The organism is Kribbella aluminosa (genome assembly GCF_017876295.1).
Taxonomy (GTDB): domain Bacteria; phylum Actinomycetota; class Actinomycetes; order Propionibacteriales; family Kribbellaceae; genus Kribbella; species Kribbella aluminosa.
On sequence record NZ_JAGINT010000001.1, the window covers coordinates 2,214,432 to 2,237,407 of the forward strand.

Here is a 22,976-nt window from a genome sequence, read left to right on the forward strand (position 1 = left end):
ACCTGTCCACCGGGCCCACCGTGCCACCGGGCCTACCGGGCCACCGGGCGACCGGGCCGCCCGTTCACGGGCCTCCCGCGCCACCGGGCCACCGGGCCATCGGGCGACTGGGCCGCCCGTCCACCCCTCCACCCCTCCACCCGTTCACCCCTCCAACCGTCCACCCCTCCACCCGTCCACCCCTCCACCCGTCCACCGGGCCACCCGGTTGGTCGGGCGACCCGGCGGCTTGGTGCATCGGAGATGTGGCCCGAGGCGCTGAGCATGGGGATTTGGTGCACAGATTCGACCTGCACGGGCTGTTCAGCGGCTGGGGATCGGGGTTGGGGTGGATTGCTTCCCGGATTGGGAAGTAATCCTCCCCAACGCCACGTTCCGGGCTGTCCGTGGGCAGGCCGACAGGTAGTGCACCTGCGGGACGGCGTACGCGGGATCCCGATCACGCTGAGGTGCACTACCCGACCGGTCGACACCTCCTGTCCGGAATGCACATCACGCGGTTGCAGCGTCGCCCGGAAGGCGGCAACCAACACGAGCGCCCGGTTGACCACTGAAACCTGCCAGCTCAGGGGCGTACCTGAGCTGGTAGGGCTGCTGGATGGCGGAGCTGTCCGCAGTGCCGCGGTCTCCCCGCCGCACGGCGTCGAGACCGGCGCACCCTGGGCTGGACGAGGCCGCCGGTGGTCAGGCCGCCGATGGTCAGGTCGGCGTCGTTGAGCGTGTACTGGGACCAGTTGGACGGTGGGCGTGTACCGGGACCAGTTGAACGGTGGGCGGGTACTGGGACCAGTTGAACGTTGAGCATGTACCGGGACCAGTTGAACGTTGGGCGTGTGCTTGGGACCAGTTGGGTGTTGCTGGTGGGTGGGTCAGGCGGTCAGGTGATCGCGGATTGCGGTCAGGTCGGAGGTGATGGCTGCTCGGCGGGAGGCGGTGTTCTTGGTGTAGTCCGTCAGGGCGGTGGCTGCTGTGGTGCAGCGGTCGTTGAGGTTGGTGACCTCGCCGGCGGCGCGGTCGCGGTCGGCCTTCATGGATGAGCGGAGCTTGAAGTAGCTGTTCAGGCCGATGCCGATCAGCGCCAGGCCGACCAGGATCCAGAACCAGTGCAGGAGCAGCCCGAGCCCGAGCGCCACCAGCACGCCCGCGCCCAGGAATCCGATCGGTGTCACCTGTTGCTTGGCCGTGGCACCGGCGACGCGAGAGGTGATCGCGGACGTCGCCGTACCCAGCTCGAGCTGGTCGGGTCCGTCCGGGCGGATGGTGATCCTGCGCGAACCGCTGTCGACGGACACCTCCGACGGGGCAGGCTGGTCGGCGATGTGCGCGAGGCTCTCCACTGCCGGCAGTACCGATGGGCTGATCACCCGCAGCGCGGTCGCGGCCAGATGTGGCTCGGCGGCCATCGCGAGGTCGTCGGCGAGCAGCGCGTCCACTTTCCCGGCTGAGTCCGACAGCGTCTCCACTGCGTCGGAGCTGCCGGTGACGCGTGCCCGCAGTACGGCGATTCGCGCCAGCGTCCCGCGTTCCGGCTCGCTGCCTTCGGAGATCAGCAGCCGGAGCAACGCCGCCGCGCTGTTCTTCTCCGGCTCGACAGGGACGTCGGCCCGGACCTCGGCAGGGACGTCGGCGGGGACGGCGGCCCGGAGGTTCAGGCTTGGATCGGGTTCGCGGGCCTCGGTGTTGCCGACGATGGAGTCGACCGCGTCCCGGACCCGGCTCAGCCGCAGCCACGCGGCGTCCTGGGTCTCCGTGGCCTTCAGACCCCGCGGCCGGGAGCCTGCACTGCCGCGGGACTCGAGCCGTGTCAGCCACGCCCCGTCGGCGGATACGGCCGTCTGCAGCCGCTGTACGACCAGGTCCAGCGACTCCGCACTGAAGCCGCCGCGCGCGGCCGTCGTCCACAGCACCCGCTGTACCCGGGTCAGCGTCCCGTCATCGGCCGGTACGCCGAACGCCGCGTCGATCCACTCGGTCCGTACCTGGTGGCGCTGCCCGAGCGCGGCCAACGCCAGCGCCAGGAACGTGGATGTACGGCGCTCGTCGAGCTTGATCGCCGTGCTCACCGCCTCCTCGTCGGGCGTGCCGGAGTACAGCGAGATGAGCGCGACGACGGCCGGCTCCAGCCAGTACTGCGGTACGGGCCGGCCGGCCGCGGGGAGTTCCGTGCCGGATGCCATCGCGCTCAGGACGCGGGCGGCGTACCGGCGGAGTTCGGCGGCGTCGATGAAGCCGACCGTTTCCTGGCGTAGGTCGGACAGCTCGACGAACGCGTCGAACGCCCGGGACATGCTCTCCACCCGGCTCTGCAGGCTGCCCTGGATCCGGGACAGCTGCGACCGTAGGCTGGACGCCTCCGATCGGGCGTACGACATCTCGCTCTGCAGGTCCGACAGCTGTTGGTTCTGCCGTCGCTCGGTCCACCAATCGCTCATGCCGCCTCGCTCCGCTCGGCTCCGGCCCGACCGACAAGGTCGGCTCTGCTCTTTGTTCGCTCGCTCATGCCGCCGCCTTCCGTGCCCCGGTTCGGGTCCTCGGGAAGAATGACGTGCGGGCGGGTCAGTTGGCTCCCGGGGAGCGGGAACATCCGTGGCGGACATACCCTTGAAACCGATATGACTTCCACCGACCGTCGCACGGTGTACCTGGACCACGCGGCGACGACTCCGATGCTCCCGGCCGCGATCGAGGCGATGACCCGTCACCTCGGCCGCACCGGTAACGCGTCGTCCCTGCACGGCTCCGGACGGTGTGCGCGGCGGACCGTCGAGGAGGCGCGCGAGTCGATCGCCGCGGCGCTCGGCGCGCAGCCGAGCGAGATCGTGTTCACCTCGGGTGGTACCGAGGCGGACAACCTCGCGCTCAAGGGCTTGTGGTGGTCCCGCCTGGCGCATGACCCGCGGCGGCGCCGGATCCTGCTCAGCGGTATCGAGCACCACGCGGTGCTGGACCCGGCGGTCTGGCTCGGGCAGCACGAGGGTGCCGAGATCGAGTGGCTGCCGGTCGACGAGCTCGGGCGGGTGCAGCCGGACGACGTACGGCGGGCCATCGAGCGGGACCCGGAGTCCGTGTCGTTCGTCACGCTGATGATGGCGAACAACGAGGTCGGCACGCTGCAGCCGGTGTCGGAGGTCGCGGCGATCGCGCAGGAGTACGGCGTACCCGTGCACACCGACGCGGTGCAGGCGATCGGGCAGGTGCCGGTGGACTTCGCGGCGCTCGGCGTGGACGCGATGACGGTGTCGGCGCACAAGCTCGGCGGTCCGTACGGGATCGGGGCGCTGGTCGTCCACAAGGAGACGCAGTTGACGCCGATCCTGCACGGCGGGGGACAGGAGCGTGACGTCCGCTCGGGCACCCTGGACGTGCCCGCGACCGCCGGGTTCGCGGTGGCCGCGGAGCACGCGGTCGAGCACCAGGCCGCCGAGGCGGTGCGGCTGATGGAGTTGCGGGACACGCTCATCCACGGCATCACGAGCACCGTCGAGGGCGCCAAGCTCTCCGGGGACCCGGCCGGCCGTTTGCCCGGTAACGCACACTTGTCCTTCAGCGACTGCGAGGGCGACTCTCTGTTGCTGCTGCTCGACGCGCGCGGGATCGAAGTGTCCACCGGCTCCGCGTGCAACGCCGGCGTCGCCGAGCCCAGCCACGTGCTGCTCGCGATGGGGTACGACGACCAGCGGGCCCGGGGCTCGCTCCGGTTCACCCTCGGGCACACGAGTACGCGCGCCGACGTCGACGCCGTACTGGACAACATCGGGCCGGTCGTGGAGCGGGCGAAGTCCGCCGGCCTGCAGAACGTGGGAAGGAACACCTGATGCGGGTACTCGCAGCCATGTCCGGCGGAGTGGACTCCGCGGTCGCGGCCGCGCGGATGGCCGAGGCCGGGCACGACGTGACCGGCGTACACCTGGCCCTCAGCCGGAACCCGCAGTCGTACCGCAGCGGTGCCCGGGGTTGCTGCACGATCGAGGACTCGCGCGACGCCCGCCGGGCCGCGGACGTGATCGGCATCCCGTTCTACGTCTGGGACCTGGCCGAGCGGTTCCACGCGGACGTGGTCGAGGACTTCGTCAACGAGTACGCCGCCGGCCGGACGCCGAACCCGTGCCTGCGCTGCAACGAGAAGGTCAAGTTCAGCGCGGTCCTGGAGCGGGCGCTGGCGCTCGGCTTCGACGCGGTGGCGACCGGGCACTACGCGCGGATCGTCGACACCGCCGACGGGGCTCGCGAGCTGCACCGCGCGGTGGATCCGGCCAAGGACCAGTCGTACGTGCTCGGCGTGCTGACCCAGAAGCAGCTCGCGCACGCGTTCTTCCCGCTCGGCGACACGGTCAAGACCGAGGTCCGCGAGGAGGCCGAGCGGCGCGGGCTGGCGGTCGCCGCCAAGCCGGACAGCCACGACATCTGCTTCATTGCCGACGGCAACACCGCGGGCTTCCTCGGCGCCCAGCTCGGCGAGGCGCCCGGCGACATCATCGATGCACAGGGCAACAAGCTCGGCGAGCACCAGGGCACCCACGGCTTCACCATCGGCCAGCGCAAGGGCCTGAAGATCGGCACGCCCGCCGCCGACGGCAAGCCTCGCTTCGTCCTGGACATCAGCCCGGTGGACCGCACCGTGACGGTCGGATCGCGCGCCGAGCTGGCGGTCTCCGAGCTGACCGCCTCCAAGCCGCGCTGGTGCGGCCCGGCACCGGCCGCCGAGCTGCAGGCCACCGCCCAGCTCCGCGCCCACGGCGAGGAGGTCCCCGTCGTCGCAACAGTCCAGGGCGATCACGTGCAGGTCTCCTTCGACGAGCCCACCTCCGCCGTCGCCCCAGGACAGGCCGTCGTGCTGTACGACGGCACCCGAGTGATCGGCTCCGCCACCATCGACTCGGTCCAGCGCGTCAGCGCCGCCGTATGACGACTACAGGTCTCGGGTCCGTCCCTGGCGACGACATCCGCGAGTGGACGCGCGCAGTACTCGAGCTGGTCGACCTCCCGTTCTTCCCGGAGCTTCCGGCGCGCCCGTACGGCGACATGATCAGCCGGACCATCGCCGTACTGACTGAGCTTGCAGCTGACCTGCAGACCGTCGGCTGGCGGCTGACAGGTGGCGGCGACGCGCGGGCGAGCCTGGACCAGCGCCGGGCGCGGGCCATGCTTCACGAGGACCTGGACGTGCTCGAGGAGTACTTCGACGGGTACGAAGGCCCGCTGAAGGTACAAGTCACCGGCCCGTGGACACTGGCGGCCGCCGTGGAGCGGCCGCGGGGTGACAAGGTGCTGGCGGACCACGGCGCGCGGCGGGACCTCGCACAGGCGTTGGCGTACGGCGTGGAGCAGCACGTGGCCGACGTACGCAAGCGTGTGCCCGGGGCGGAGGTCCTTTTGCAGCTGGACGAGCCCGGGCTCCCCGCCGTACTGGCTGGTGCTGTGCCAACAGCGTCCGGCTGGAGCAAGCACCGCTCTGTCGACGGTCCTGGTGCTGTCGAGCTCTTGAGCCTCTTCACCGGTGCTGCGCCTACTGTCGTGCACTGCTGCGCAGCAAGGCCACCGATCGAGGTCTTCACCAAGTCCGGCGCCAGCGGGATCGCCGTGGACGTGTCACTGCTCAACAACGCGGCCTGGGAGCAGGTCGCCGCTGCGGCGGAAGCTGGTACCAAGATCTACGCGGGCGTCGTACCGACCACAGGAGCGCTGCCGCGGCCGGAGCGGGCTGCGGAGCCGTTGGTACGGCGGTGGCGCGAGCTGGGGCTCGACCCTGAGCGGCTGAAGCAGGTCGTGATCACGCCGGCCTGCGGACTCGCCGCCGCGGCGTCGGTGGCCGACGCCCGAGCCCGCCTGAAACTTCTCCGCGACGTCGTCGACGTGGTCGGCGAAGCCGCTGACGAGTAACCGAGAACTGTCCGTAGTGCCATGTAAGTTCTGCTTATGAGCGAGAACGTTGGGGCGCCCGCGGATGTCCGGACGCGGCATGCGGCGCTGAGCCAGGAGATCGAGGACCACCGGGCGCGCTACTACCTGGCCAGCCCGATCGTCTCGGACGCGGACTTCGACGCGCTGATGCACGAGCTGCAGGCCATCGAGGAGCAGTACCCCGAGCTCCGCACCCCGGACTCGCCCACCCAGAAGGTCGGCGCCCCGATCTCCACCCTGTTCACGCCCGTCGATCACCCGATGCGGATGGAGAGCCTCGGCAACGCGTTCTCCGCCGAGCAGATGGAGGCGTGGGCGAAGCGCCTGGAGCGCGAGGTCACGGTCCAGCAGATCCTCGACAGCGGGTTCCTCTGCGAGCTCAAGGTCGACGGCCTCGCACTGGACCTGGTGTATGAGAACGGCAAGCTCGTCAGCGGCGCCACCCGCGGCGACGGCCGCACCGGCGAGGACGTGACGCCGAACGTCCGCACGATCAAGAGCATCCCGGAGCACCTGCACGGCGACGACCTGCCGGCGTTCCTGGAGGTCCGCGGCGAGGTGTACTTCCGGGTCGAGGACTTCGAGGAGCTGAACGCCCAGCTGGTCGAAGCCGGCAAGGACGTCTTCTCGAACCCGCGGAACAGCGCCGCCGGATCACTGCGGCAGAAGGACCCGCGGGTGTCGGCGGCCCGCCCGCTGCGGTTCGTCGTGCACGGCCTCGGCAAGGTCGAGGGTTACGCCGGGGGGACGCCTTTCGGCCGGCTCTCGGAGGCGTACGAGCAGCTGAAGGCGTGGGGCCTCCCGGTCAGCGACCGCGCCCGCCGGGTCGGCACGCTCGACGAGGTCAACGAGTTCATCGCGTACTACGGCGAGAACCGGCACTCGGTGGACCACGAGATCGACGGCGTCGTGGTGAAGGTCGACGAGCTGGACCTGCAGCGCGCGCTCGGTTCCACCTCGAGCGCTCCCCGCTGGGCGATCGCGTACAAGTACCCGCCGGAAGAGGTGAACACCAAGCTCATCGAGATCGAGGTGAACGTCGGCCGGACCGGCCGGGTCACCCCGTTCGCGCACATGGAGCCGGTCCGGGTGGCCGGGTCCACGGTGGAGTACGCGACCCTGCACAACGCCAAGGAGGTCGCCCGCAAGGACGTCCGCCCGGGCGACACCGTCGTACTGCGGAAAGCGGGCGACGTGATCCCCGAGGTGCTCGGGCCGGTGGTGGACCTGCGCCCGAAGGGCCTGCCTGCCTGGGAGATGCCGACCCGGTGCCCATGGTGCGGCACGGTGCTGGCGCCGGCCAAGGAGTCCGACGTCGACATCCGCTGCCCGAACTCGCAGTACTGCCAGGGCCAGCTGCGGGAGCGCCTGTTCTACCTGGCCGGGCGGTCCGCGTTCGACATCGAGGGGCTCGGGTTCAAGGCGGCGGACGCGCTGATCCGCGGCGGGCTGATCGCGGACGAGGGCGACCTGTTCGCGCTCACCGAGGAGAAGCTGGCCGAGAGCGAGTTCTTCACCACGAAGGCCGGCGCTCTGTCGGCGAACGCGCGCAAGCTGCTCGCCAACCTCGAGGAGGCGAAGGCCCGGCCGCTGTCGCGGGTCCTGGTCGCGCTGTCGATCCGGCACGTCGGGCCGACCGCGGCCGTCGCACTCACCGAGGTGTACGACAACATCGACGACGTGCGAGCCGCGAGCGAGGAGCAGCTGGCCGAGATCGAGGGCGTCGGGCCGACCATCGCGCAGGCGATGATCGAGTGGTTCCAGGTGCCGTGGCACCAGCAGATCGTCGACAAGTGGCAGGCGTCCGGTGTGCTGATGCGCGAGGAGCGCACAGGCCCGACGCTGCCGCAGACGTTGACCGGGCTGTCGGTCGTGGTGACCGGGACCGTCGAAGGGTTCAGCCGCGACGAGGCGACCGAGGCGATCGTCGGGCGCGGCGGGAAGGTCGCGAGCTCGGTGTCCAAGAAGACGTCGTTCGTGGTGGTCGGCGAGTCCCCGGGTTCGAAGTACGACAAGGCCGTTCAGCTCGGCGTACCGATTCTGGACTCCGCCGGGTTCCGGGTGCTGCTGGACGACGGGGCCGAGGCGGCGGCCGCGGTCACGAGCAGGCCGGCGGCCGACGAGTCCTGAATCGCCAGGAAGAAACTCCGGAAAGAATCGCCGGCCGGACGGATCCGCCGACAGCGCTGAGCCGTCCGACTGTTAACTTTGCACGTCGAGATCTGGGTCAGAAGGAGCAAGATATATGACGACGCCGCCGCAGGGACCGTGGGGTCCTGGGCAGCCGGGGGGCCAGCCAGGCGGGCAGCACGGGGGACAGGGGGGTTCCCAGCAGCCACCGCAGCAGCCTCAACAGGGTGGCTGGGGGCAACAACCTCCCGCTCAGGGCGGTGGCTGGGGGCAACAGCCTCAGCAGCCCCAACAACCTCAGCAGCACGGCCAGCAGCCGCAGCAGGGTCAGCCGCAGCAAGGGCAACCGCAGCAAGGCCAACCTCAGCAGGGGCAGCCTCAGCAAGGTCAGCCTCAGCAGGGGCAGCCTCAGCAGGACCGGCCGCAGCAGGGTGGCTGGGGACAGCAGCCCGGCCAGCAGGGCCAGCCTGGTCAACAGCAGCCCGGTCAGCCCGGTCAGCCTGGTCAGCAGCAGGGTGGTGGCTGGGGTCAGCAGCCGCAGCAGGGCGGCGGTGCGTACCAGCAGCAGTCCTGGGGGCAGCGTCAGCAGCAGCCGCAGCAGGGTGGTTGGCACCAGCAGCAGGGCGGACAGCCCGGGCAGTGGCAGCCGAGCGGTCAGGGCGGCCCGGGTGGCGGCTCCAAGGGTCCGGGTGGCATCAGCAAGGACAAGCTGCCGCTGGTGATCGGCGGTGGCGTGGTCGGCATCGTGGTGATCGGCCTGCTGATCTTCCTCGGCATCCGCGCCTTCGGCGGTGGCGACACCCCGCAGAGTCAGCCGACCAGCAGCCAGAGCGAGGGCGGCGACCCGTCGGCGTCCCCGTCCGCCGGTGCCGGTACCGGCGGCGAGCTCGGTAACGCGACCGGCCAGGCGAAGAGCGTGACCGACAAGCTGCAGGGCATGGGCTTCGGTTGCAGCGACCTGTTCAACACCGGCCAAGGCGCGCACCGCGGCTGCTTCAAGGTCGACGGCACCAGCAAGTCGTCCCAGGTCATCTTCCAGTTCAAGTCCGACGGCACGATCATCGCGGCCCGGGTCGAGACCGAGGACGGGGACAACAACAACAACGCCCAGGTGGCGTTCGGTCAGGCGCTGCAGGCGATCGGCAACGACACCTTCGGCGGCGACTCGGTGACGAAGATCCAGGACGCGGTGAAGACCGGCCAGCGGTCTTCCGAGGTCGGCACGAACTGGGGTTCGTTCCAGCTCAGCAACGACGGCTCGGACCTACGGGTGTCCGGTCACAAGAACGGCGAGGAGTCGCTGGAACTTCCGGACCAGACCTTCGACACCACGGTGGCCGAGATGACCACGGCGCTGAAGGCGAAGACGTACGTCTGCACCAGCTCCTGCCGCAAGGACGTCGGGAAGTACGGATCGCAGCGGGTGTTCTTCCTGGCCAGCGGGAACAAGGGCATCAAGATGATCGAGTTCAGTGCCTCCGCGGACAGCGGCAGCGCCGTGAAGGGCGCGATGACCGCGGCGATGAACGACGCGTTCGGTGTCCTCAAGGGCGGCAATGCGGCAGCGGTGAAGGCGTACATCCAGGCGCACAGTGACGGCAAGCAGTACGCTGCTTATGTCGGCGGCTGGAAGGTCGAGATCGACGGCGACAGCAGCGGGAGCTACGGGTCGCAGCGGGTCACGATCCAGTACGAGTCGTTCTACGCGTGATGCACGGAGGCCGGATGTGAAGTTCCCCCGGGAGAAGCGGGAGTCGCGGACGGTGGCCCAGCCGCCGCCCGAGGCGGTCCAGCGCGTCGACGGGGGCGGGGCCTGGGGCCCCACCCAGTTCGACCTCCCGGACCGGAACGGATCGAACAGCCAGGCGGTCCTGATCGTGGCGCTCGTCGGCGTCGTCGTCCTGCTGGTGATCGCCGGCCTCTGGGCACTCGCCTACTTCCAGTTCACCTGAGCCCGGAACGCCACAAACCCCGCTCGCTTCGGCGAGCGGGGTTTCGTGTGCGTGGGGTCAGGCGGTGGCGCGGATCGTGACTGCCAGCGAGGCCAGGTAGGACAGACGCGCGACCTCGGAGGCGAGGAACTCGGGGCCGCCGCGGCGGCCGATCACCAGCACGCGGCGGTCGGAGTCCAGCGGGGGCCGCGACCAGCACGGACTCGGAGAGGCCTTTGTGGTCCGGGGCCTCCAGCGTGGTCGCCTTCGCCAGCGGCAGCCACCGGCCGGCGACGTCGCCGAACTCCGGTGTCGCGCTGGTCTCCAGCGCGACCTTCACCTCGCTGCCGGTGCCGTCCAGCAGCGCCGCCCAGTCCGCGTGCAGGACGGCGGGTGACTGCTCGACCAGGATGTCGATCGCGTCCGCAGGCGCGGACGTCATCTGCTCGACGGCCTCGAGGTCCATGTGCACCCCGCCGCCGGCGCCGTACCGCGAGAACCAGATGACCTCGACGTCCGCGACGCTGTTGCAGGCCGAGACCAGCCGGTCCGGCAGCACGCCGGGCGGCAGGTCGACCACGATGTCGTCGACCGCGGTGCCGTTCTCCCGGCGGTGCTCGACGATCTCGATCGCGTGGATGTCGGCGTTCACCTCACCGAGAGCAGTCGCCACGACGCCCAGGGACCCGGGCCGGTCGGGGATGATCAAGCGCAGCAGGAACACCGAACGATCATCTCCCAGCCCATCACCATGCGCATAACGCCTTGTCGCCGCCCATGTTACAGAGCGGTAGGGAAGGACACGCCCACCCATCTCATCGGGTAGTTGTCCACAGCTCGGGGGACGACGAAACCTCACCGTCATGTTGCCCCCTAAGATGGCGTGGGTAACACCGAGAAGATCTACGTGTTGCGCCTCCAGTTACTGCACTCATTGGATCAGTTCATGCCATCGATTACCCGCGAAGAGGTCGCCCACCTGGCGCGACTGGCGCGGATCGAGCTCTCCGACGACGAGCTCGACCACCTTGCGCCGCAGCTCGACCAGATCATCACCCTGGTCGGGCAGGTCAGCCAGGTGGCGGCGGACGACATCCCGCCGACCTCGCACGCCCTGCCGCTGACCAACGTGATGCGCGCGGACGAGATCGTCCCGTGCCTCACCCCCGAGCAGGCGCTGTCCGGCGCGCCGGCCGTGGAGGAGCAGCGCTTCCGGGTGCCGCGGATCCTGGAGGAGGACTGACGATGACTGACCTGATCAGGAAGACCGCGGCCGAGCTGGCGGATCTGATGGCCTCCAAGCAGGCCAGCTCGGTGGAGATCACCCAGGCCCACCTGGACCGGATCACCGCCGTCGACGGTGACGTGCGGGCGTTCCTGCATGTCGACACCGAGGGTGCGCTGGCGCAGGCGAAGGCGGTCGACGACAAGCGTGCCGCGGGCGAGCAGCTCGCCCCGCTGGCCGGCGTGCCGCTGGCGCTGAAGGACGTGCTCACCCAGGAGGGTGTGCCGACCACGGCCGGTTCGAAGATCCTCGAGGGCTGGAAGCCGCCGTACGACGCGACCGTGGTCAAGCGCCTCAAGGCCGCCGGGATCGTGATCCTCGGCAAGACCAACATGGACGAGTTCGCGATGGGCTCCTCCACGGAGAACTCGGCGTACGGCACCACCCACAACCCGTGGGACCTGACCCGGATCCCGGGCGGTTCCGGCGGCGGCTCGTCCGCGGCCATCTCGGCGTACGAGGCCCCGCTGGCGATCGGCACCGACACCGGCGGCTCGATCCGCCAGCCGGGTGCGTTCACCGGGACGGTCGGCGTCAAGCCGACGTACGGCGGCACCTCGCGGTACGGGCTGATCGCGCTGGCGTCGTCGCTGGACACGCCCGGTCCGTGTGCTCGTACGACGCTCGACGCGGCCCTGCTGCACGAGGCGATCGCCGGGTACGACCCGATGGACTCGACGTCGATCAACCAGCCGGTCCCGGCCGTGGTCGAGGCCGCGCGCAACGGTGATGTCGCCGGTCTGCGGATCGGTGTCGTCAAGGAGCTCGGCGGCGACGGGTACCAGCCGGGTGTCGAGGCCCGCTTCCATGAGGCGGTCGAGCTGCTCACGAAGCTCGGCGCCGAGGTGGTCGAGGTCTCCTGCCCGCACTTCCAGTACGCGCTCCCGGCGTACTACCTGATCCTGCCGAGCGAGGCCTCGTCCAACCTGGCCAAGTTCGACGCGATGCGGTACGGGCTGCGGGTCGGCGACGACGGCGAGAACAGTGCGGAGAAGGTCACCGCGCTGTCCCGCGAGGCCGGCTTCGGCGCGGAGGTGAAGCGCCGCATCATCCTCGGCACGCACGCGCTCTCCAGCGGGTACTACGACGCGTACTACGGCCAGGCGCAGAAGGTGCGGACGTTGATCGCCCGCGACTTCGCGAACGCGTACGAGCAGGTCGACGTACTGGTCTCGCCGGCCACGCCGACGACCGCGTTCGCGATCGGCGACCGGATCGACGACCCGATCGCGATGTACAAGAACGACCTCTGCACGATCCCGTCCAACCTGGCCGGTAACGCGGCCGCGTCGTTCCCGTGCGGCCTCGCCGACGAGGACGGCCTGCCGGTCGGCTTCCACGTGATGGCGCCGGTGCTGCGCGACGACCTGCTCTACAAGGTCGGCGGGGCGCTCGAGTCGGCGCTCGCCGAGCAGTGGGGCGGCGTACTGATGACGAAGGCTCCGGAGCTGGAGGTGACCCGATGACCGCCGCGGTACTCGAAATCAACGACGCGCTGGCGACGTACGACCCGGTGATGGGCCTCGAGGTCCACGTCGAGCTGAACACCCGGTCGAAGATGTTCTGCGGCTGCCCGACCGAGTTCGGCGCGCCGCCGAACACCCAGACCTGCCCGGTCTGCCTCGGTCTGCCGGGCGCGCTGCCGGTGGTGAACGCGAAGGCCGTCGAGGCCGCGATCAAGATCGGCCTGGCGCTGAACTGCGAGATCGCCGAGTGGTGCCGGTTCGCCCGGAAGAACTACTTCTACCCGGACATGCCGAAGAACTTCCAGACCTCGCAGTACGACGAGCCGATCGCGTTCAACGGCTGGACCGAGGTGGCCGTCGACGGCGCGACGTACCGGATCGAGATGGAGCGCGCGCACATGGAGGAGGACACCGGCAAGGCCACCCATGTGGGCGGCGCGACCGGCCGGATCCACGGCGCCACGCACTCGCTGGTCGACTACAACCGCGCCGGTATCCCGCTGATCGAGATCGTCACCAAGACGATCGAGGTGCCCGGCGACAAGGCCGCCGCTGTGGCGCGTGCGTACGTCGCGATGCTGCGCGACCTGCTGTTCTCCCTGGGCGTCTCGGACGTCCGGATGGACCAGGGCTCGCTGCGGGCCGACGTCAACGTGTCGCTGAAGCCGTCCGGCTCGACAGCGCTCGGCACCCGCACCGAGACCAAGAACGTGAACTCGTTCCGCTCGGTCGAGCGCGCGGTGACCTACGAGATCACCCGGCAGGCGGCAGTGCTGTCGTCCGGCGGGAAGATCCTGCAGGAGACCCGGCACTGGCACGAGGACACCGGCATCACGACGGCCGGCCGGGAGAAGTCCGACGCCGACGACTACCGGTACTTCCCGGAGCCCGACCTGGTGCCGGTGGCGCCGTCGCGGGAGTGGGTCGAGGAGCTGCGCGCGACGCTGCCCGAGGCTCCGTCGGTACGGCGTGCCCGGCTGCAGGAGGAGTGGGGCTTCACCGACCTGGAGATGCGGGACGCCGTGAACGGCAACGCGCTCGAGCTGATCGTGTCCACGGTCGAGCTCGGGGTGCCGCCGGCCGCGGCGAAGAAGTGGTGGCTGGGCGAGCTGGCTCGCGCCGCGAACGATTCCGGTACCGAACTCGACGCCCTGCCGGTCGGTCCGGCCGAGGTCGCCGAGGTGCAGAAGCTCGTCGACGACGGCACGCTGAACGACAAGCTCGCCCGGCAGGTGTTCGAGGGTTTGCTGGCCGGTGAAGGTACGCCGGCCGAGATCATCGAGAAGCGCGGGCTGGCGCTCGTGTCCGACGACTCGGCGCTGCTCGAGGCCATCGACCGGGCGATCGCGGCGAACCCGGACGTGGTCGAGAAGGTGAACTCCGGGAAGCCCGCGGCCGCAGGTGCGCTGATCGGCGCGGTGATGAAGGACATGCGCGGACAGGCCGACGCGGCCAAGGTCCGCCAGTTGCTGAACGAGAAGCTGGGTATCTGACGCTGTCCTGAGGTGCCGGACCCCGCTGCACAGGGTCCGGCACTTCAGTGTCTTCAGGCGGCGTCGCGGTGTTCCTCGGTCGGCCGCGCGTCCGCGACCACGCCGCGCTCGACCCGGCCGTCGTCGACGTCGGCCGCGTCCGCGAGCAGCGTCTGCGCGACCGAGAGCTCGTCGGCCGGGCAGCGGAGCTCGTAGCGGGTCGGGTGGATCTCGGTGGTGATCGTGTCGGGCCGGTTGCGGACCAGCGCACGGAACAGCCCCCACAGCGTGCCGACGATCAGCCCGTACACGAAGCCCCAGAGCACGACCGCGAAGCTGGTCAGCGTGGTCTGCGCGACGAGCGTGACGAAGACGGCCGCGAGGATGCCGAGCAGTGCGCCCTGCAGCGCGCCGGCCGCGGTCATCCGGACGACCGGTATCCGCGGCCGTCTGGTGGCCTGCCGGAGTCCGGCGCCGACGATGTCCAGGCTCGCCGCGTCCATCCCGTAACTTCTCAGGTACTCCGCTGTTCGCCGAGCATCCGCGAAGCTGCTCACCGATGCGATCACACTGCTGGGGACGCCAGACGCCTGGCCGGTCGGCATACCGATCTTCTCCTCGAGTCTGCTGATGGGATGGTCTCTTCCACAACTACCAGACGACCCAAGTGCCGAGAGGGTTGACTGCTCAGGACGTGCTGATGATCACCCGGAGGATCCGGTCGTCGCCCGGGCGCGGCCGGCCGCGCCCGTCGGTGTTCGACGTGGTGACCCACAGCGAGCCGTCCGGGGCGAGCTCGACGGTGCGCAAACGCCCGTACTGCTTGGTGAAGAACGCCTTCGGTTCGCCGATTCGCTTGCCTCCGGCAACGGGTATCGCCCAGAGTCGCTGGCCGCGCAGCCCCGCCATGAAGACGTGCCCCTTGGCGAACGTGATGCCGGACGGCGACGCGTCCGCGGTCGGCCACTGCGCGATCGGGTCGGTCATCCCGTCCAGGTGACTGATCCCTTCAGCGGCCGGCCAGCCGTAGTTCGCGCCCGGGGTGATCGCGTTGAGCTCGTCCCAGGTGCTCTGCCCGAACTCCGAGGCGTACAACTGGTTCCCGTCGAACGTCAGCCCCTGCACGTTCCGGTGTCCCTTGGTGATCCATACCCGCCCGTCCGGGTTGCCCGGCGCGGCCTTCCCGTCGGTGGTGATCCGCAGGATCTTCCCGCCGAGCGAGTTGTCGTCCTGCGAGTTCGGCTGCTCCGTTCCGTCACCGGTCCCGGCGTACAGGAACCCGTCCGGCCCGAACCGCAACCGCCCACCGTTGTGGATCGCCGCCTCCGGAATCCCGTCCAGAATCACCTGCTGCTCCGACAGCTTCCCGTCCCGATAGGCGATCCGCGCGATCCGGTTGTCGCTCCCACTGGAGTAATACACGTAGATGTACGGCTTCCCCGGATACCCCGGATCCACCGCGAGTCCCAGCAACCCACCCTCCGCCGAGGCTTTCACCCCGTCGACAGCCCCCACCTCGGCCACCCGCCCACCGGCCACCCGCACAATCTTCCCGGCGTCCCGCTCAGTAACCAACGCACTCTTGTCCGGCAGAAACGCCAAACCCCAAGGCACCTGGATCCCCGTAGCCACGGTCGACGCCACCGTCAACGTGACCGCCGAGGCGTGCGCAGTACCTGCCGACGCAGGAGCAGACGAGGAACTGGTACCACCCGGTGTCGCCTCCGAGCACCCAGCCGCCATCACCAACGAGACCACCGCCACCGCCGCTGCCCTACCGCGCACGCCATCTCCTCCCCTGGACCTGGCTCCAAACTAGCGTCCGCAACGGCGAGATCCTCCGGCGGAGGAACGGCACACCGGGGCATGCCGCCGGCGAAGGGGCCAGCTCGCGGGTCAACCCTCAAACGGGGCCTGCCAGCACGCGGCTCGACTCCCCGTGCCGCAGGCACCATTCGGAACACGGTGGCCAGGCTCGCCCGTCGTGGTTCAGCTGCGCCAGGTGGGGCGGAGGGGGAAGTGGGCGTTGTGGTCGTTGTCGAGTTTTACGGCGAGGACCTGGTGGAGTTGGGTGTTGTTGCGTTCGAAGCCGACGCGGCAGGCGGCCAGGTAGAGGCCCCAGATCTTGGCGGTGGGGTAGCCGACCTCGGCGACGGCCTCGTCCCAGTGGGTGACGAGATTGTCGGACCAGGCGGCCAGGGTGAGGGCGTAGTGCTCGCGGAGGTTCTCCTCGTGGCGGACCTCGAAGCCGGCGTCCTGGGCCTCGGCGATGATCCGGCCGGAGCCGATCAGTTCGCCGTCGGGGAAGATGTAGCGGTCGATGAACGCGCCGGTCGAGCGGAAGCGGTTGTCGGGCCGGGTGATCGAGTGGTTCAGCAGCCGCCCGCCGGGACGGAGCCGGTCCAGCAGGAAGCCGAAGTACGACGGGTAGTTGCGGACGCCGATGTGTTCGGTCAGCCCGATCGAGCTGATCGCGTCGAAGTCCCGCTCCGGCACGTCGCGGTAGTCGAGGAACCGTACCTCGGCCAGGTGCTCCAGCCCCTCGCGCTTGATCGCCTCCGTGGCCCACTCCGCCTGCTCCGCCGACAACGTGACACCCAGCGCCCGTACGCCGTACTCGCGGGCCGCGTGCCGGACCATGCCGCCCCAGCCGCACCCGACGTCGAGGAGCCGCTGCCCGGCCTGCAGGTCGAGCTTCCGCGCGACCAGGTCGTACTTCTCGAACTGCGCCTGCTCCAGCGTGGCGTCCGCGGTCGGATAGACGGCGCACGTGTAGGTCATCGACGGCCCGAGGATCCACTCGTAGAACGTGTTCGACACGTCGTAGTGGTGGTGGATCGCCGCCTTGTCCCGGGCCTTCGAGTGCCGCAGCCCTTCGAAGGTACGCCGCCACTTCGGCAGGCGCTCCTGCGGCGGCGGAGGCGGCGGCTTCAGGTGACTCCACCCGAGCCCGCGGACGATCCGCAACGCTTCCGCCGTCGTCGGGCGCTCGAAGTGCACCTGGTTCAGCATCATCCGCATCAGGTCGTACGGGTTGCCCTCGTGGATGCCCGTGATCTCCAGGTCACCCATCACGTACGCGCGGACCAGCCCGAGGTCACCGGGTGCCGTGAGTACGTAGGACAGCCCGCGCTCGGAGGCCAGATGCATGTGGATCGGGGAGTCCTCGGGGCCGGTCGCACTGCCGTCGTACGCCGTGAACCGGAACGGCAGGCCGTCCGGGGTCACAGTCGTCAGCGCGTCAGCGATCGATACCTGGGTCGCGATCGTCGTCATCAAAGTAGTTGCGGTAAACCCCCAAGGACGGGGAGGAACCGCAACTCCCTCCCTTCGTGTTTCAGGGACTGTCGGTCCCGGCTGGTTGACTGAGTGCCATGTGCGCTTTCGTCTTGCCCCGACTCCGGAGCAGGAGGCGGCGTTGCTCGAGCACTGCGCACACGCCAGATACGTCTGGAACCTGGCATTGGAGCAGTGGTCCATGTGGTCTGTGGGACGCCGGAGCTATCCGCCGCGGTACGTGCAGCAGGCGCGACAGCTGACCGAAGCCAGAGCGGCCGGCGAGTGGTTGCGGGCCGGATCCCAGACGGTGCAACAGCAGGCGTTGCGGGACTTCGACCAGGCTGTGACGAACTTCTACGGTGGCACCCATCGGCGACCCACGTGGCGCAAGGCGGGCCTGCACGAGGGCTTCCGGATCGTCGGCCTGCAGGCCGGTCGGGTCGAGAAGCTGAACCGCAAGTGGGCCCGGGTCCGGGTGCCGAAGGTCGGCTGGGTGAAGTTCCGGTTGTCCAGGCCAGTGGCTGGTGCGAAGTCGTACCGGGTGACTCGTGACCGTGCCGGTTGTTGGCATATCGCGTTCGCCGTGATCCCCGCCCCGATCCCCGTCCCCGGTACCGGGGAGGTCGTCGGAATTGACCGTGGCGTGACCGTGTCGGCGGCCCTGTCGACAGGCGAGCGGTTGAATGTGCCGACCCTGACGCGAGGGGAGAAGGCGCGGCTGCGGAGGCTGCAGCGTCGTCTTGCCCGCGCCCAGAAGGGCAGCAATCGGCGCGCCAAGACCAAGGCCGCGACCGCCCGGCTGAGAGCCCGCGAGGCGGACCGGCGCAAGGACTGGGTCGAGCAGACCAGCACCCGGCTTGCCCGGGAGTTCGACGTGATCCGGGTCGAGGACCTGGACATCGCGCGGATGACGCGGTCGGCCAAGGGCACGGCAGATAACCCCGGGATACGGGTACGGCAGAAGGCCGGACTGAATCGGGGCATCCTGGCCAGCGGCTGGGGGCAGTTGGTCCAGCGACTGGAGCACAAGGCCGCCGGCCGGGTCGAGAAGATTTCTGCGGCGTACACATCCCAGACGTGTTCGCGGTGCGGGACTGTGGATCGGGAGGCACGCGGGAGCGAAGCCGTCTTCCGCTGCAGGTCCTGTAACCACGCCGCGAACGCCGATGTCAACGCTGCTGTCAACATCGCGGCCGGACGGGCCGTGACTGCACGTGGAGCGACTGCGGTACTGGTCGCTGAGAAGCGTGAACTTCAACTCCCTACCTCCGCGTAGTTCGGTTGGAATCCTCGTCGTTCACGGCGGGGAGGACGTCAACGGCGCGTCACCGCCTTTTCGTAGAGCCCGGTGAGTCGGGCGTGTGGGTCGTAGCGTTGTTTCACCTTGGTCAGGGCTGGGACGTTGTACAGCCGGTCGAACGTGTCCCGGTCGTAGTAGGCGTCGGAGTAGAGCGACTTGTGGCCGCCGAAGTCGGTCACTGCCTGCTCGATCCGGCGGTTGACGTCGCCGTCAGCGGCGCCGGGGGAGATCGGGACCGTGCCCCAGAAGCCCACGTTCACGTAGGTCTCGCCGGGCTTCAGCGGATAGAGCGGCCAGGACTCGGAGCCGCGCAGCCGCAGCGGGCACAGCCAGACCGGCCGCATCCCGACGTTGACGTCGAACCAGCGCAGAAAGTCGGCGAGCCGTGAGACCGGGATCTCCACGTCCTGTACGACGCGCTCCCGGTCAGGGAGGCCGCGCCGGCGGTTCAGCCGTGCCGCGTACTGGTGCCGGTTCTCGAAACCCACGATCTTGTGGAACACGTCGCTGCGCCGCCAACGCCGAGGCCACAGCCGCCGTACGACGGGCTGCTGGGCGCCGAACGCCGCCGAACACCAGAACCAGTCGGTGTCCCACCGCCACAGGTAGTCGTGCGCGGTGAGGAAGTCCTTCGGCCGTTGCCGGATCGACCGGTAGTAGATCTGCTGGCCGGTGTAGTCGCTGGTCCGCACGGCGGCGTCACTGTTCCGCCCGAGGCTCAGGTAGGCCTCCGACGGGCTGAACACGACGCCGTCGACGAAGTGCACCGGCTCCCCGTCGTACGTGCCTGAGGCAACGATCTCGTCGATGGCCGGGGCCAGCGCGTCGAGCGCGACCCGGACGTGCCGGAGCGCGACGTACGGCGAGATCCGGTCGAGCTCGATCCGCAGCCGGGTCGCGTAGCCGAGCGTGCCGTACGAGTTCGGGAACGTCCGGAACAGCTCCGCGTGCTCGCCGTCCGGGCGGGCCGTGACCAGCTCGCCGGCGCCGGTGAGGATGTCGAGCTCGAGCACCGACTCGTGCGGCAGGCCGGCGCGGAACGACGACGACTCGATGCCGAGCCCGGTGACCGCGCCGCCGAGCGTGATGGTCTTCAGCTGCGGCACCACCATCGGCGTCAGCCCGTGCGGCAAGGTCGCGGCGACCAGGTCCTCGTACGTGCACATGCCCTGGACGTCGGCGGTCCGGGCGTCCTGGTCGACGCTGATCACACCGGTCAGCTGGGAGACGTCCAGCCCCGGGCGCTCGCTGTCGGTCCGCGGGCGGAACAGGTTCGAACTGCGCTTCGCGAGCCGGACGGGTTCGCCGGGCGGGATCCGCTCGTACGACTCCCGCAGCCGCCCGACCGCCTGGTCGTGCGCCACCACGGCCGCTACATCCGATGTCGAAGGCACCGATCCAGACTACGACCCCGCCCACGGTCTGGCACGGGAGTTCAAAACTGTCCAGGTCGCCGAGTAGGTTCTGTGACATGGCTGACATGGTGAAGGCATGGCTGGCGTGGTGAAGGCATGGCTTCCGTGGGAAGATCCCGGCGCGTTCCTCGGCGGGGTGCCCGCGGGCTTCGACGTGGAGGTGTTCACCGGTGCCGAGCGGCCGAAGTCGCTCGACGAGGTCGAGTTCTACGTGCCCAGTTACATGGGCGGTGGCGACGTGTTCGACGTCGTCAAGGAGATGCCCTCGTTGAAGGTCGTCCAGTTGCAGACGGCCGGGTTCGAGCACGTCCAGTCCCGGCTCGCCGACGGCGTGACGTTGTGCAACGCGCGCGGCGTGCACGACGCGTCCACGGCGGAGCTGGCGGTCGGGCTGATCCTCGCGACGTTCCGGAACCTGCCGCGGGCGGTCCGCGACCAGGAGCGGCAGGTCTGGCCAGGCTCGTACGACGAGGTCGACGACTCGCTCGCGGACCGGACCGTGCTGATCGTCGGGTACGGCGCGATCGGCGAGGCGCTCGAGCGGCGGCTGACCGGGTTCGAGTGCGACGTGATCCGGGTCGCGCGGCGGGCGCGGGACGGGGTCCACCCGATCGCCGAGCTGCCGGAGCTGCTGCCGCGCGCGGACGTCGTCGTACTGCTGACCCCCGCGACGCCGGAGACGAAGCGGATGGTGGACACGTCGTTCCTGAAGCGGATGAAGGACGGCGCCCTGCTGGTGAACGTCGCTCGCGGTGTCGTCGTGGACACGGACGCGTTGCTCGCCGAGCTCGGTACCCGGCGGATCCGGGCCGCGCTGGACGTCACGGACCCCGAGCCGTTGCCCGCCGGACATCCGCTGTGGTCTGCTCCGAACGTACTGATCAATCCGCACCGCGGTGGCGCCTCGACGGCGTTCGCGCCGCGGGTCGCCCGACTCGTGCGGGCACAGCTGGAGCGCTACGCGTCCGGGGAGCCGTTGATCAATGTGGTGGCAGGTCCGCCACGCTGAAAGAGAGGGACGACGATGTCCGAGGCCGTACTGCTGATCGGGACCAAGAAAGGGCTCTGGATCGGCCGCAGTGACGCCGCTCGCCAGGAGTGGCGCCTGGACGGGCCGGTGCCGGAGTTCGAGATGCAGGGCGTGTACGCCGTGGGCATCGACACCCGCGGCGACCGGGCCCGGCTGTTTGTCGGCGGCACCAGTGAGCACTGGGGGCCGGCCGTGTTCCACTCGGACGACCTCGGCAAGACCTGGGCGGAGCCGCCGGAGGGTTCGATCGGCTTCCCGAAGGACGCCGACGCGGCACTGGAGCGGGTGTGGCAGATCCAGCCGGCCCCGGCCGACCAGCCAGGCGTGGTGTACGCCGGTTCGCAGCCGTCCGCGCTCTGGAAGTCGATTGACGGGGGAGTGACGTTCGAGCTGGTCAGAGGGCTCTGGGACCACCCGCACCGCAAGGAGTGGGGCGCCGGGTTCGGCGGCCAGGCGGTGCACACGGTGCTGCCGCACGCCACCGATCCGCAGCAGCTCAGCGTGGCGATGTCGACCGGCGGTGTCTACCAGACCCGTGACGGTGGCCGGTCCTGGTCGCCGGCGAACCACGGGATCAAGGCGTACTTCATGCCGGACCCGGACCCGGAGTTCGGGCAGTGCGTGCACAAGCTGGCGGCGCACCCCGACGTACCGGAGCGGATGTTCGCGCAGAACCACCACGGCGTGTACCGGTCGGACGACGGCGGGGCGATCTGGAAGTCGATCGCGGACGGGCTGCCGTCGGACTTCGGGTTCCCGATCGTCGTGCACCCGCACGAGCCGGCGACGGTGTACGTGTTCCCGCTGGTCGCGGACGGCAACCGGATCCCGACCGAGGCGAAGTGCCGGGTCTACCGGTCCCGCGACGCCGGGTCCACCTGGGAGCCGCCGACCGCCGGCCTGCCCGATGTGTCGTACGTGCCGGTGCTCCGGGACGCGATGACCACCGACACCGCCGACCCCGCCGGTGTGTACGTCGGCACCCGGGACGGCTGCGTCTACGCGAGCGCCGACTCCGGCGACAGCTGGGTCGAGGTCGCCAGCCACCTGCCCGACATCCTCACGGTCCGCGCAGCGGTGCTCGAATGATCGCTGTCCGGCTGCCGACGGTGCTCCGCCCGTTCGCGGGCGGAGCGGAACGCGTGCAGGTCGAGGCCACCACGGTGGCGGAGGCCTTCGCCGCACTCGACGCACCGCTCCGTCGGCGCCTCACCGACGAGCAGGGCGCCGTACGTCGGCATGTCAACGTCTACCTGCGGGACGACAACATCCGCGACCTCGCCGGCGTCGAAACCCCACTCACCGAAGGCGACGAACTTCTCGTTCTCCCCAGCGTTGCCGGCGGCTGACCCAGAAAGAAGCTAGTCGCGCCAGGCGCCGGTCCAGTCGTACAGCGGTGCGGTGGTGGCGTACTCACGCAGGTACACGATCCGATCCCCTTCCAGCCGGGCGACGGTCGAGCCGTCGAACGTCGCGGGCTCGCCCTTCCAGGTACAGCTGAACGTCCACTCAGCGACCAGCGTTACTCCGGCCCTCGCCGCGGATGTGATCTCCCACCCGTCCACCGCCCCACCGGCGCCGAACCACGCCTCCATCCACTGCTCTACCCGCGCCTTGCCGCGGTAGACCGGGCCGTAGCACTCGATGACCACGCAGTCATCCGTCAGAGTGTTCAGCACGGCCTGGGGGTCGTGTCCCCGCCAGCCCTCGATGTACGCCCGCAATTGATCCACCGCCGCAGCCTAGGCTGCGGCGGTGGTGGCTGAG

At 69.7% G+C, this 22,976-nt stretch carries 21 protein-coding genes; 13 read left to right on the forward strand and 8 right to left on the reverse strand.

What is annotated here, in order from left to right:
• Positions 1 to 869: 869 nt before the first annotated feature.
• Positions 870 to 2,432, reverse strand: coding sequence for a hypothetical protein (locus JOF29_RS10765; protein ID WP_209694063.1), 1,563 nt, complete (start codon positions 2,430 to 2,432; stop codon positions 870 to 872).
• A 180-nt stretch (positions 2,433 to 2,612) separates the two neighbouring features.
• Here JOF29_RS10765 and JOF29_RS10770 point away from each other — a divergent pair, with 180 nt between their 5' ends.
• From JOF29_RS10770 to ligA, 4 genes are read left to right on the forward strand one after another with little or no spacing between them, the layout of a single operon-like run.
• The gene (locus tag JOF29_RS10770) at positions 2,613 to 3,815 is read left to right on the forward strand and encodes a cysteine desulfurase family protein (RefSeq protein ID WP_209694064.1); all 1,203 of its coding nucleotides are present in this window, start codon (positions 2,613 to 2,615) and stop codon (positions 3,813 to 3,815) included.
• The gene (mnmA, locus tag JOF29_RS10775) at positions 3,815 to 4,906 is read left to right on the forward strand and encodes a tRNA 2-thiouridine(34) synthase MnmA (RefSeq protein ID WP_209694065.1); all 1,092 of its coding nucleotides are present in this window, start codon (positions 3,815 to 3,817) and stop codon (positions 4,904 to 4,906) included. Before JOF29_RS10770 ends, mnmA begins: the two co-directional genes overlap by 1 nt.
• Positions 4,903 to 5,880, forward strand: coding sequence for a uroporphyrinogen decarboxylase/cobalamine-independent methonine synthase family protein (locus JOF29_RS10780; protein WP_209694066.1), 978 nt, complete (start codon positions 4,903 to 4,905; stop codon positions 5,878 to 5,880). Before mnmA ends, JOF29_RS10780 begins: the two co-directional genes overlap by 4 nt.
• A gap of 36 nt (positions 5,881 to 5,916) precedes the next feature.
• A complete protein-coding gene (gene ligA / locus JOF29_RS10785; protein ID WP_209694067.1) occupies positions 5,917 to 8,031 on the forward strand; it encodes an NAD-dependent DNA ligase LigA in 2,115 nt (704 codons plus the stop codon).
• 97 nt (positions 8,032 to 8,128) lie between these two features.
• Here ligA and JOF29_RS42910 read toward each other — a convergent pair whose 3' ends face one another.
• Positions 8,129 to 8,644, reverse strand: coding sequence for a hypothetical protein (locus JOF29_RS42910; RefSeq protein WP_245359296.1), 516 nt, complete (start codon positions 8,642 to 8,644; stop codon positions 8,129 to 8,131).
• A 105-nt stretch (positions 8,645 to 8,749) separates the two neighbouring features.
• Between JOF29_RS42910 and JOF29_RS42915 the strand changes: the two genes are divergently transcribed.
• Together JOF29_RS42915 and JOF29_RS10795 are read left to right on the forward strand one after the other, a co-directional pair.
• Positions 8,750 to 9,742 (forward strand): hypothetical protein, encoded by a 993-nt coding sequence (locus JOF29_RS42915; RefSeq protein ID WP_307863251.1) that lies wholly within the window; start codon positions 8,750 to 8,752, stop codon positions 9,740 to 9,742.
• Between the two features lie 16 nt (positions 9,743 to 9,758).
• Positions 9,759 to 9,983 carry a hypothetical protein gene (locus JOF29_RS10795; RefSeq protein WP_209694069.1) on the forward strand — a complete coding sequence of 75 codons (225 nt, stop codon included), beginning with the start codon at positions 9,759 to 9,761 and terminating at the stop codon, positions 9,981 to 9,983.
• Here the strand turns inward: JOF29_RS10795 and JOF29_RS10800 are convergent.
• On the reverse strand, positions 9,976 to 10,686 hold the full coding sequence (locus JOF29_RS10800) for an ACT domain-containing protein (protein WP_245357538.1): 711 nt from the start codon (positions 10,684 to 10,686) through the stop codon (positions 9,976 to 9,978). The two genes, JOF29_RS10795 and JOF29_RS10800, sit on opposite strands and share 8 nt — an antisense overlap.
• 222 nt (positions 10,687 to 10,908) lie before the next feature.
• On the opposite strand from JOF29_RS10800, the gene gatC reads away from it, so the two are divergent.
• From gatC to gatB, 3 genes are read left to right on the forward strand one after another with little or no spacing between them, the layout of a single operon-like run.
• Entirely contained in the window at positions 10,909 to 11,205 is a 297-nt protein-coding gene (gatC, locus tag JOF29_RS10805) for an Asp-tRNA(Asn)/Glu-tRNA(Gln) amidotransferase subunit GatC (RefSeq protein ID WP_209694070.1), read from the forward strand.
• Positions 11,206 to 11,207: 2 nt separating this feature from the next.
• Positions 11,208 to 12,713: an Asp-tRNA(Asn)/Glu-tRNA(Gln) amidotransferase subunit GatA gene (gene gatA, locus JOF29_RS10810; protein WP_209694071.1), complete on the forward strand. Its 1,506-nt coding sequence runs from the start codon at positions 11,208 to 11,210 to the stop codon at positions 12,711 to 12,713.
• Positions 12,710 to 14,206, forward strand: a complete 1,497-nt coding sequence (gene gatB, locus JOF29_RS10815; RefSeq protein WP_209694072.1) for an Asp-tRNA(Asn)/Glu-tRNA(Gln) amidotransferase subunit GatB — start codon at positions 12,710 to 12,712, stop codon at positions 14,204 to 14,206. Before gatA ends, gatB begins: the two co-directional genes overlap by 4 nt.
• Positions 14,207 to 14,259: 53 nt before the next feature.
• Here gatB and JOF29_RS10820 read toward each other — a convergent pair whose 3' ends face one another.
• The 3 genes from JOF29_RS10820 to JOF29_RS10830 all read right to left on the reverse strand — a co-directional run bounded on the left by JOF29_RS10820 (position 14,260) and on the right by JOF29_RS10830 (position 17,461).
• Positions 14,260 to 14,742 (reverse strand): hypothetical protein, encoded by a 483-nt coding sequence (locus JOF29_RS10820; RefSeq protein ID WP_209694073.1) that lies wholly within the window; start codon positions 14,740 to 14,742, stop codon positions 14,260 to 14,262.
• Between the two features lie 130 nt (positions 14,743 to 14,872).
• On the reverse strand, positions 14,873 to 15,928 hold the full coding sequence (locus JOF29_RS10825) for a PQQ-dependent sugar dehydrogenase (protein ID WP_209696072.1): 1,056 nt from the start codon (positions 15,926 to 15,928) through the stop codon (positions 14,873 to 14,875).
• A gap of 246 nt (positions 15,929 to 16,174) precedes the next feature.
• A complete protein-coding gene (locus JOF29_RS10830) occupies positions 16,175 to 17,461 on the reverse strand; it encodes a class I SAM-dependent methyltransferase (RefSeq protein WP_307863252.1) in 1,287 nt (428 codons plus the stop codon).
• Positions 17,462 to 17,561: 100 nt separating this feature from the next.
• Between JOF29_RS10830 and JOF29_RS10835 the strand changes: the two genes are divergently transcribed.
• Positions 17,562 to 18,740 (forward strand): RNA-guided endonuclease InsQ/TnpB family protein, encoded by a 1,179-nt coding sequence (locus JOF29_RS10835; RefSeq protein WP_209694075.1) that lies wholly within the window; start codon positions 17,562 to 17,564, stop codon positions 18,738 to 18,740.
• 38 nt (positions 18,741 to 18,778) lie between these two features.
• Here JOF29_RS10835 and JOF29_RS10840 read toward each other — a convergent pair whose 3' ends face one another.
• Complete coding sequence (locus JOF29_RS10840) at positions 18,779 to 20,158, reverse strand: FAD-binding oxidoreductase (RefSeq protein ID WP_307863253.1); 1,380 nt, start codon at positions 20,156 to 20,158, stop codon at positions 18,779 to 18,781.
• A gap of 97 nt (positions 20,159 to 20,255) precedes the next feature.
• Here JOF29_RS10840 and JOF29_RS10845 point away from each other — a divergent pair, with 97 nt between their 5' ends.
• Genes JOF29_RS10845 through JOF29_RS10855 form a run of 3 tightly spaced genes read left to right on the forward strand, consistent with a single transcriptional unit; the run spans position 20,256 to position 22,558 of the window.
• Positions 20,256 to 21,188 carry a 2-hydroxyacid dehydrogenase gene (locus JOF29_RS10845; protein WP_209694076.1) on the forward strand — a complete coding sequence of 311 codons (933 nt, stop codon included), beginning with the start codon at positions 20,256 to 20,258 and terminating at the stop codon, positions 21,186 to 21,188.
• 15 nt (positions 21,189 to 21,203) lie between these two features.
• On the forward strand, positions 21,204 to 22,298 hold the full coding sequence (locus JOF29_RS10850; protein WP_209694077.1) for a WD40/YVTN/BNR-like repeat-containing protein: 1,095 nt from the start codon (positions 21,204 to 21,206) through the stop codon (positions 22,296 to 22,298).
• Positions 22,295 to 22,558, forward strand: coding sequence for a MoaD/ThiS family protein (locus JOF29_RS10855; RefSeq protein WP_209694078.1), 264 nt, complete (start codon positions 22,295 to 22,297; stop codon positions 22,556 to 22,558). The genes JOF29_RS10850 and JOF29_RS10855 overlap by 4 nt, the downstream gene beginning before the upstream one ends.
• Before the next feature lie 12 nt (positions 22,559 to 22,570).
• On the opposite strand, the gene JOF29_RS10860 is transcribed toward JOF29_RS10855, so the two are convergent.
• Entirely contained in the window at positions 22,571 to 22,942 is a 372-nt protein-coding gene (locus tag JOF29_RS10860; RefSeq protein ID WP_209694079.1) for a nuclear transport factor 2 family protein, read from the reverse strand.
• Positions 22,943 to 22,976: the final 34 nt, after the last annotated feature.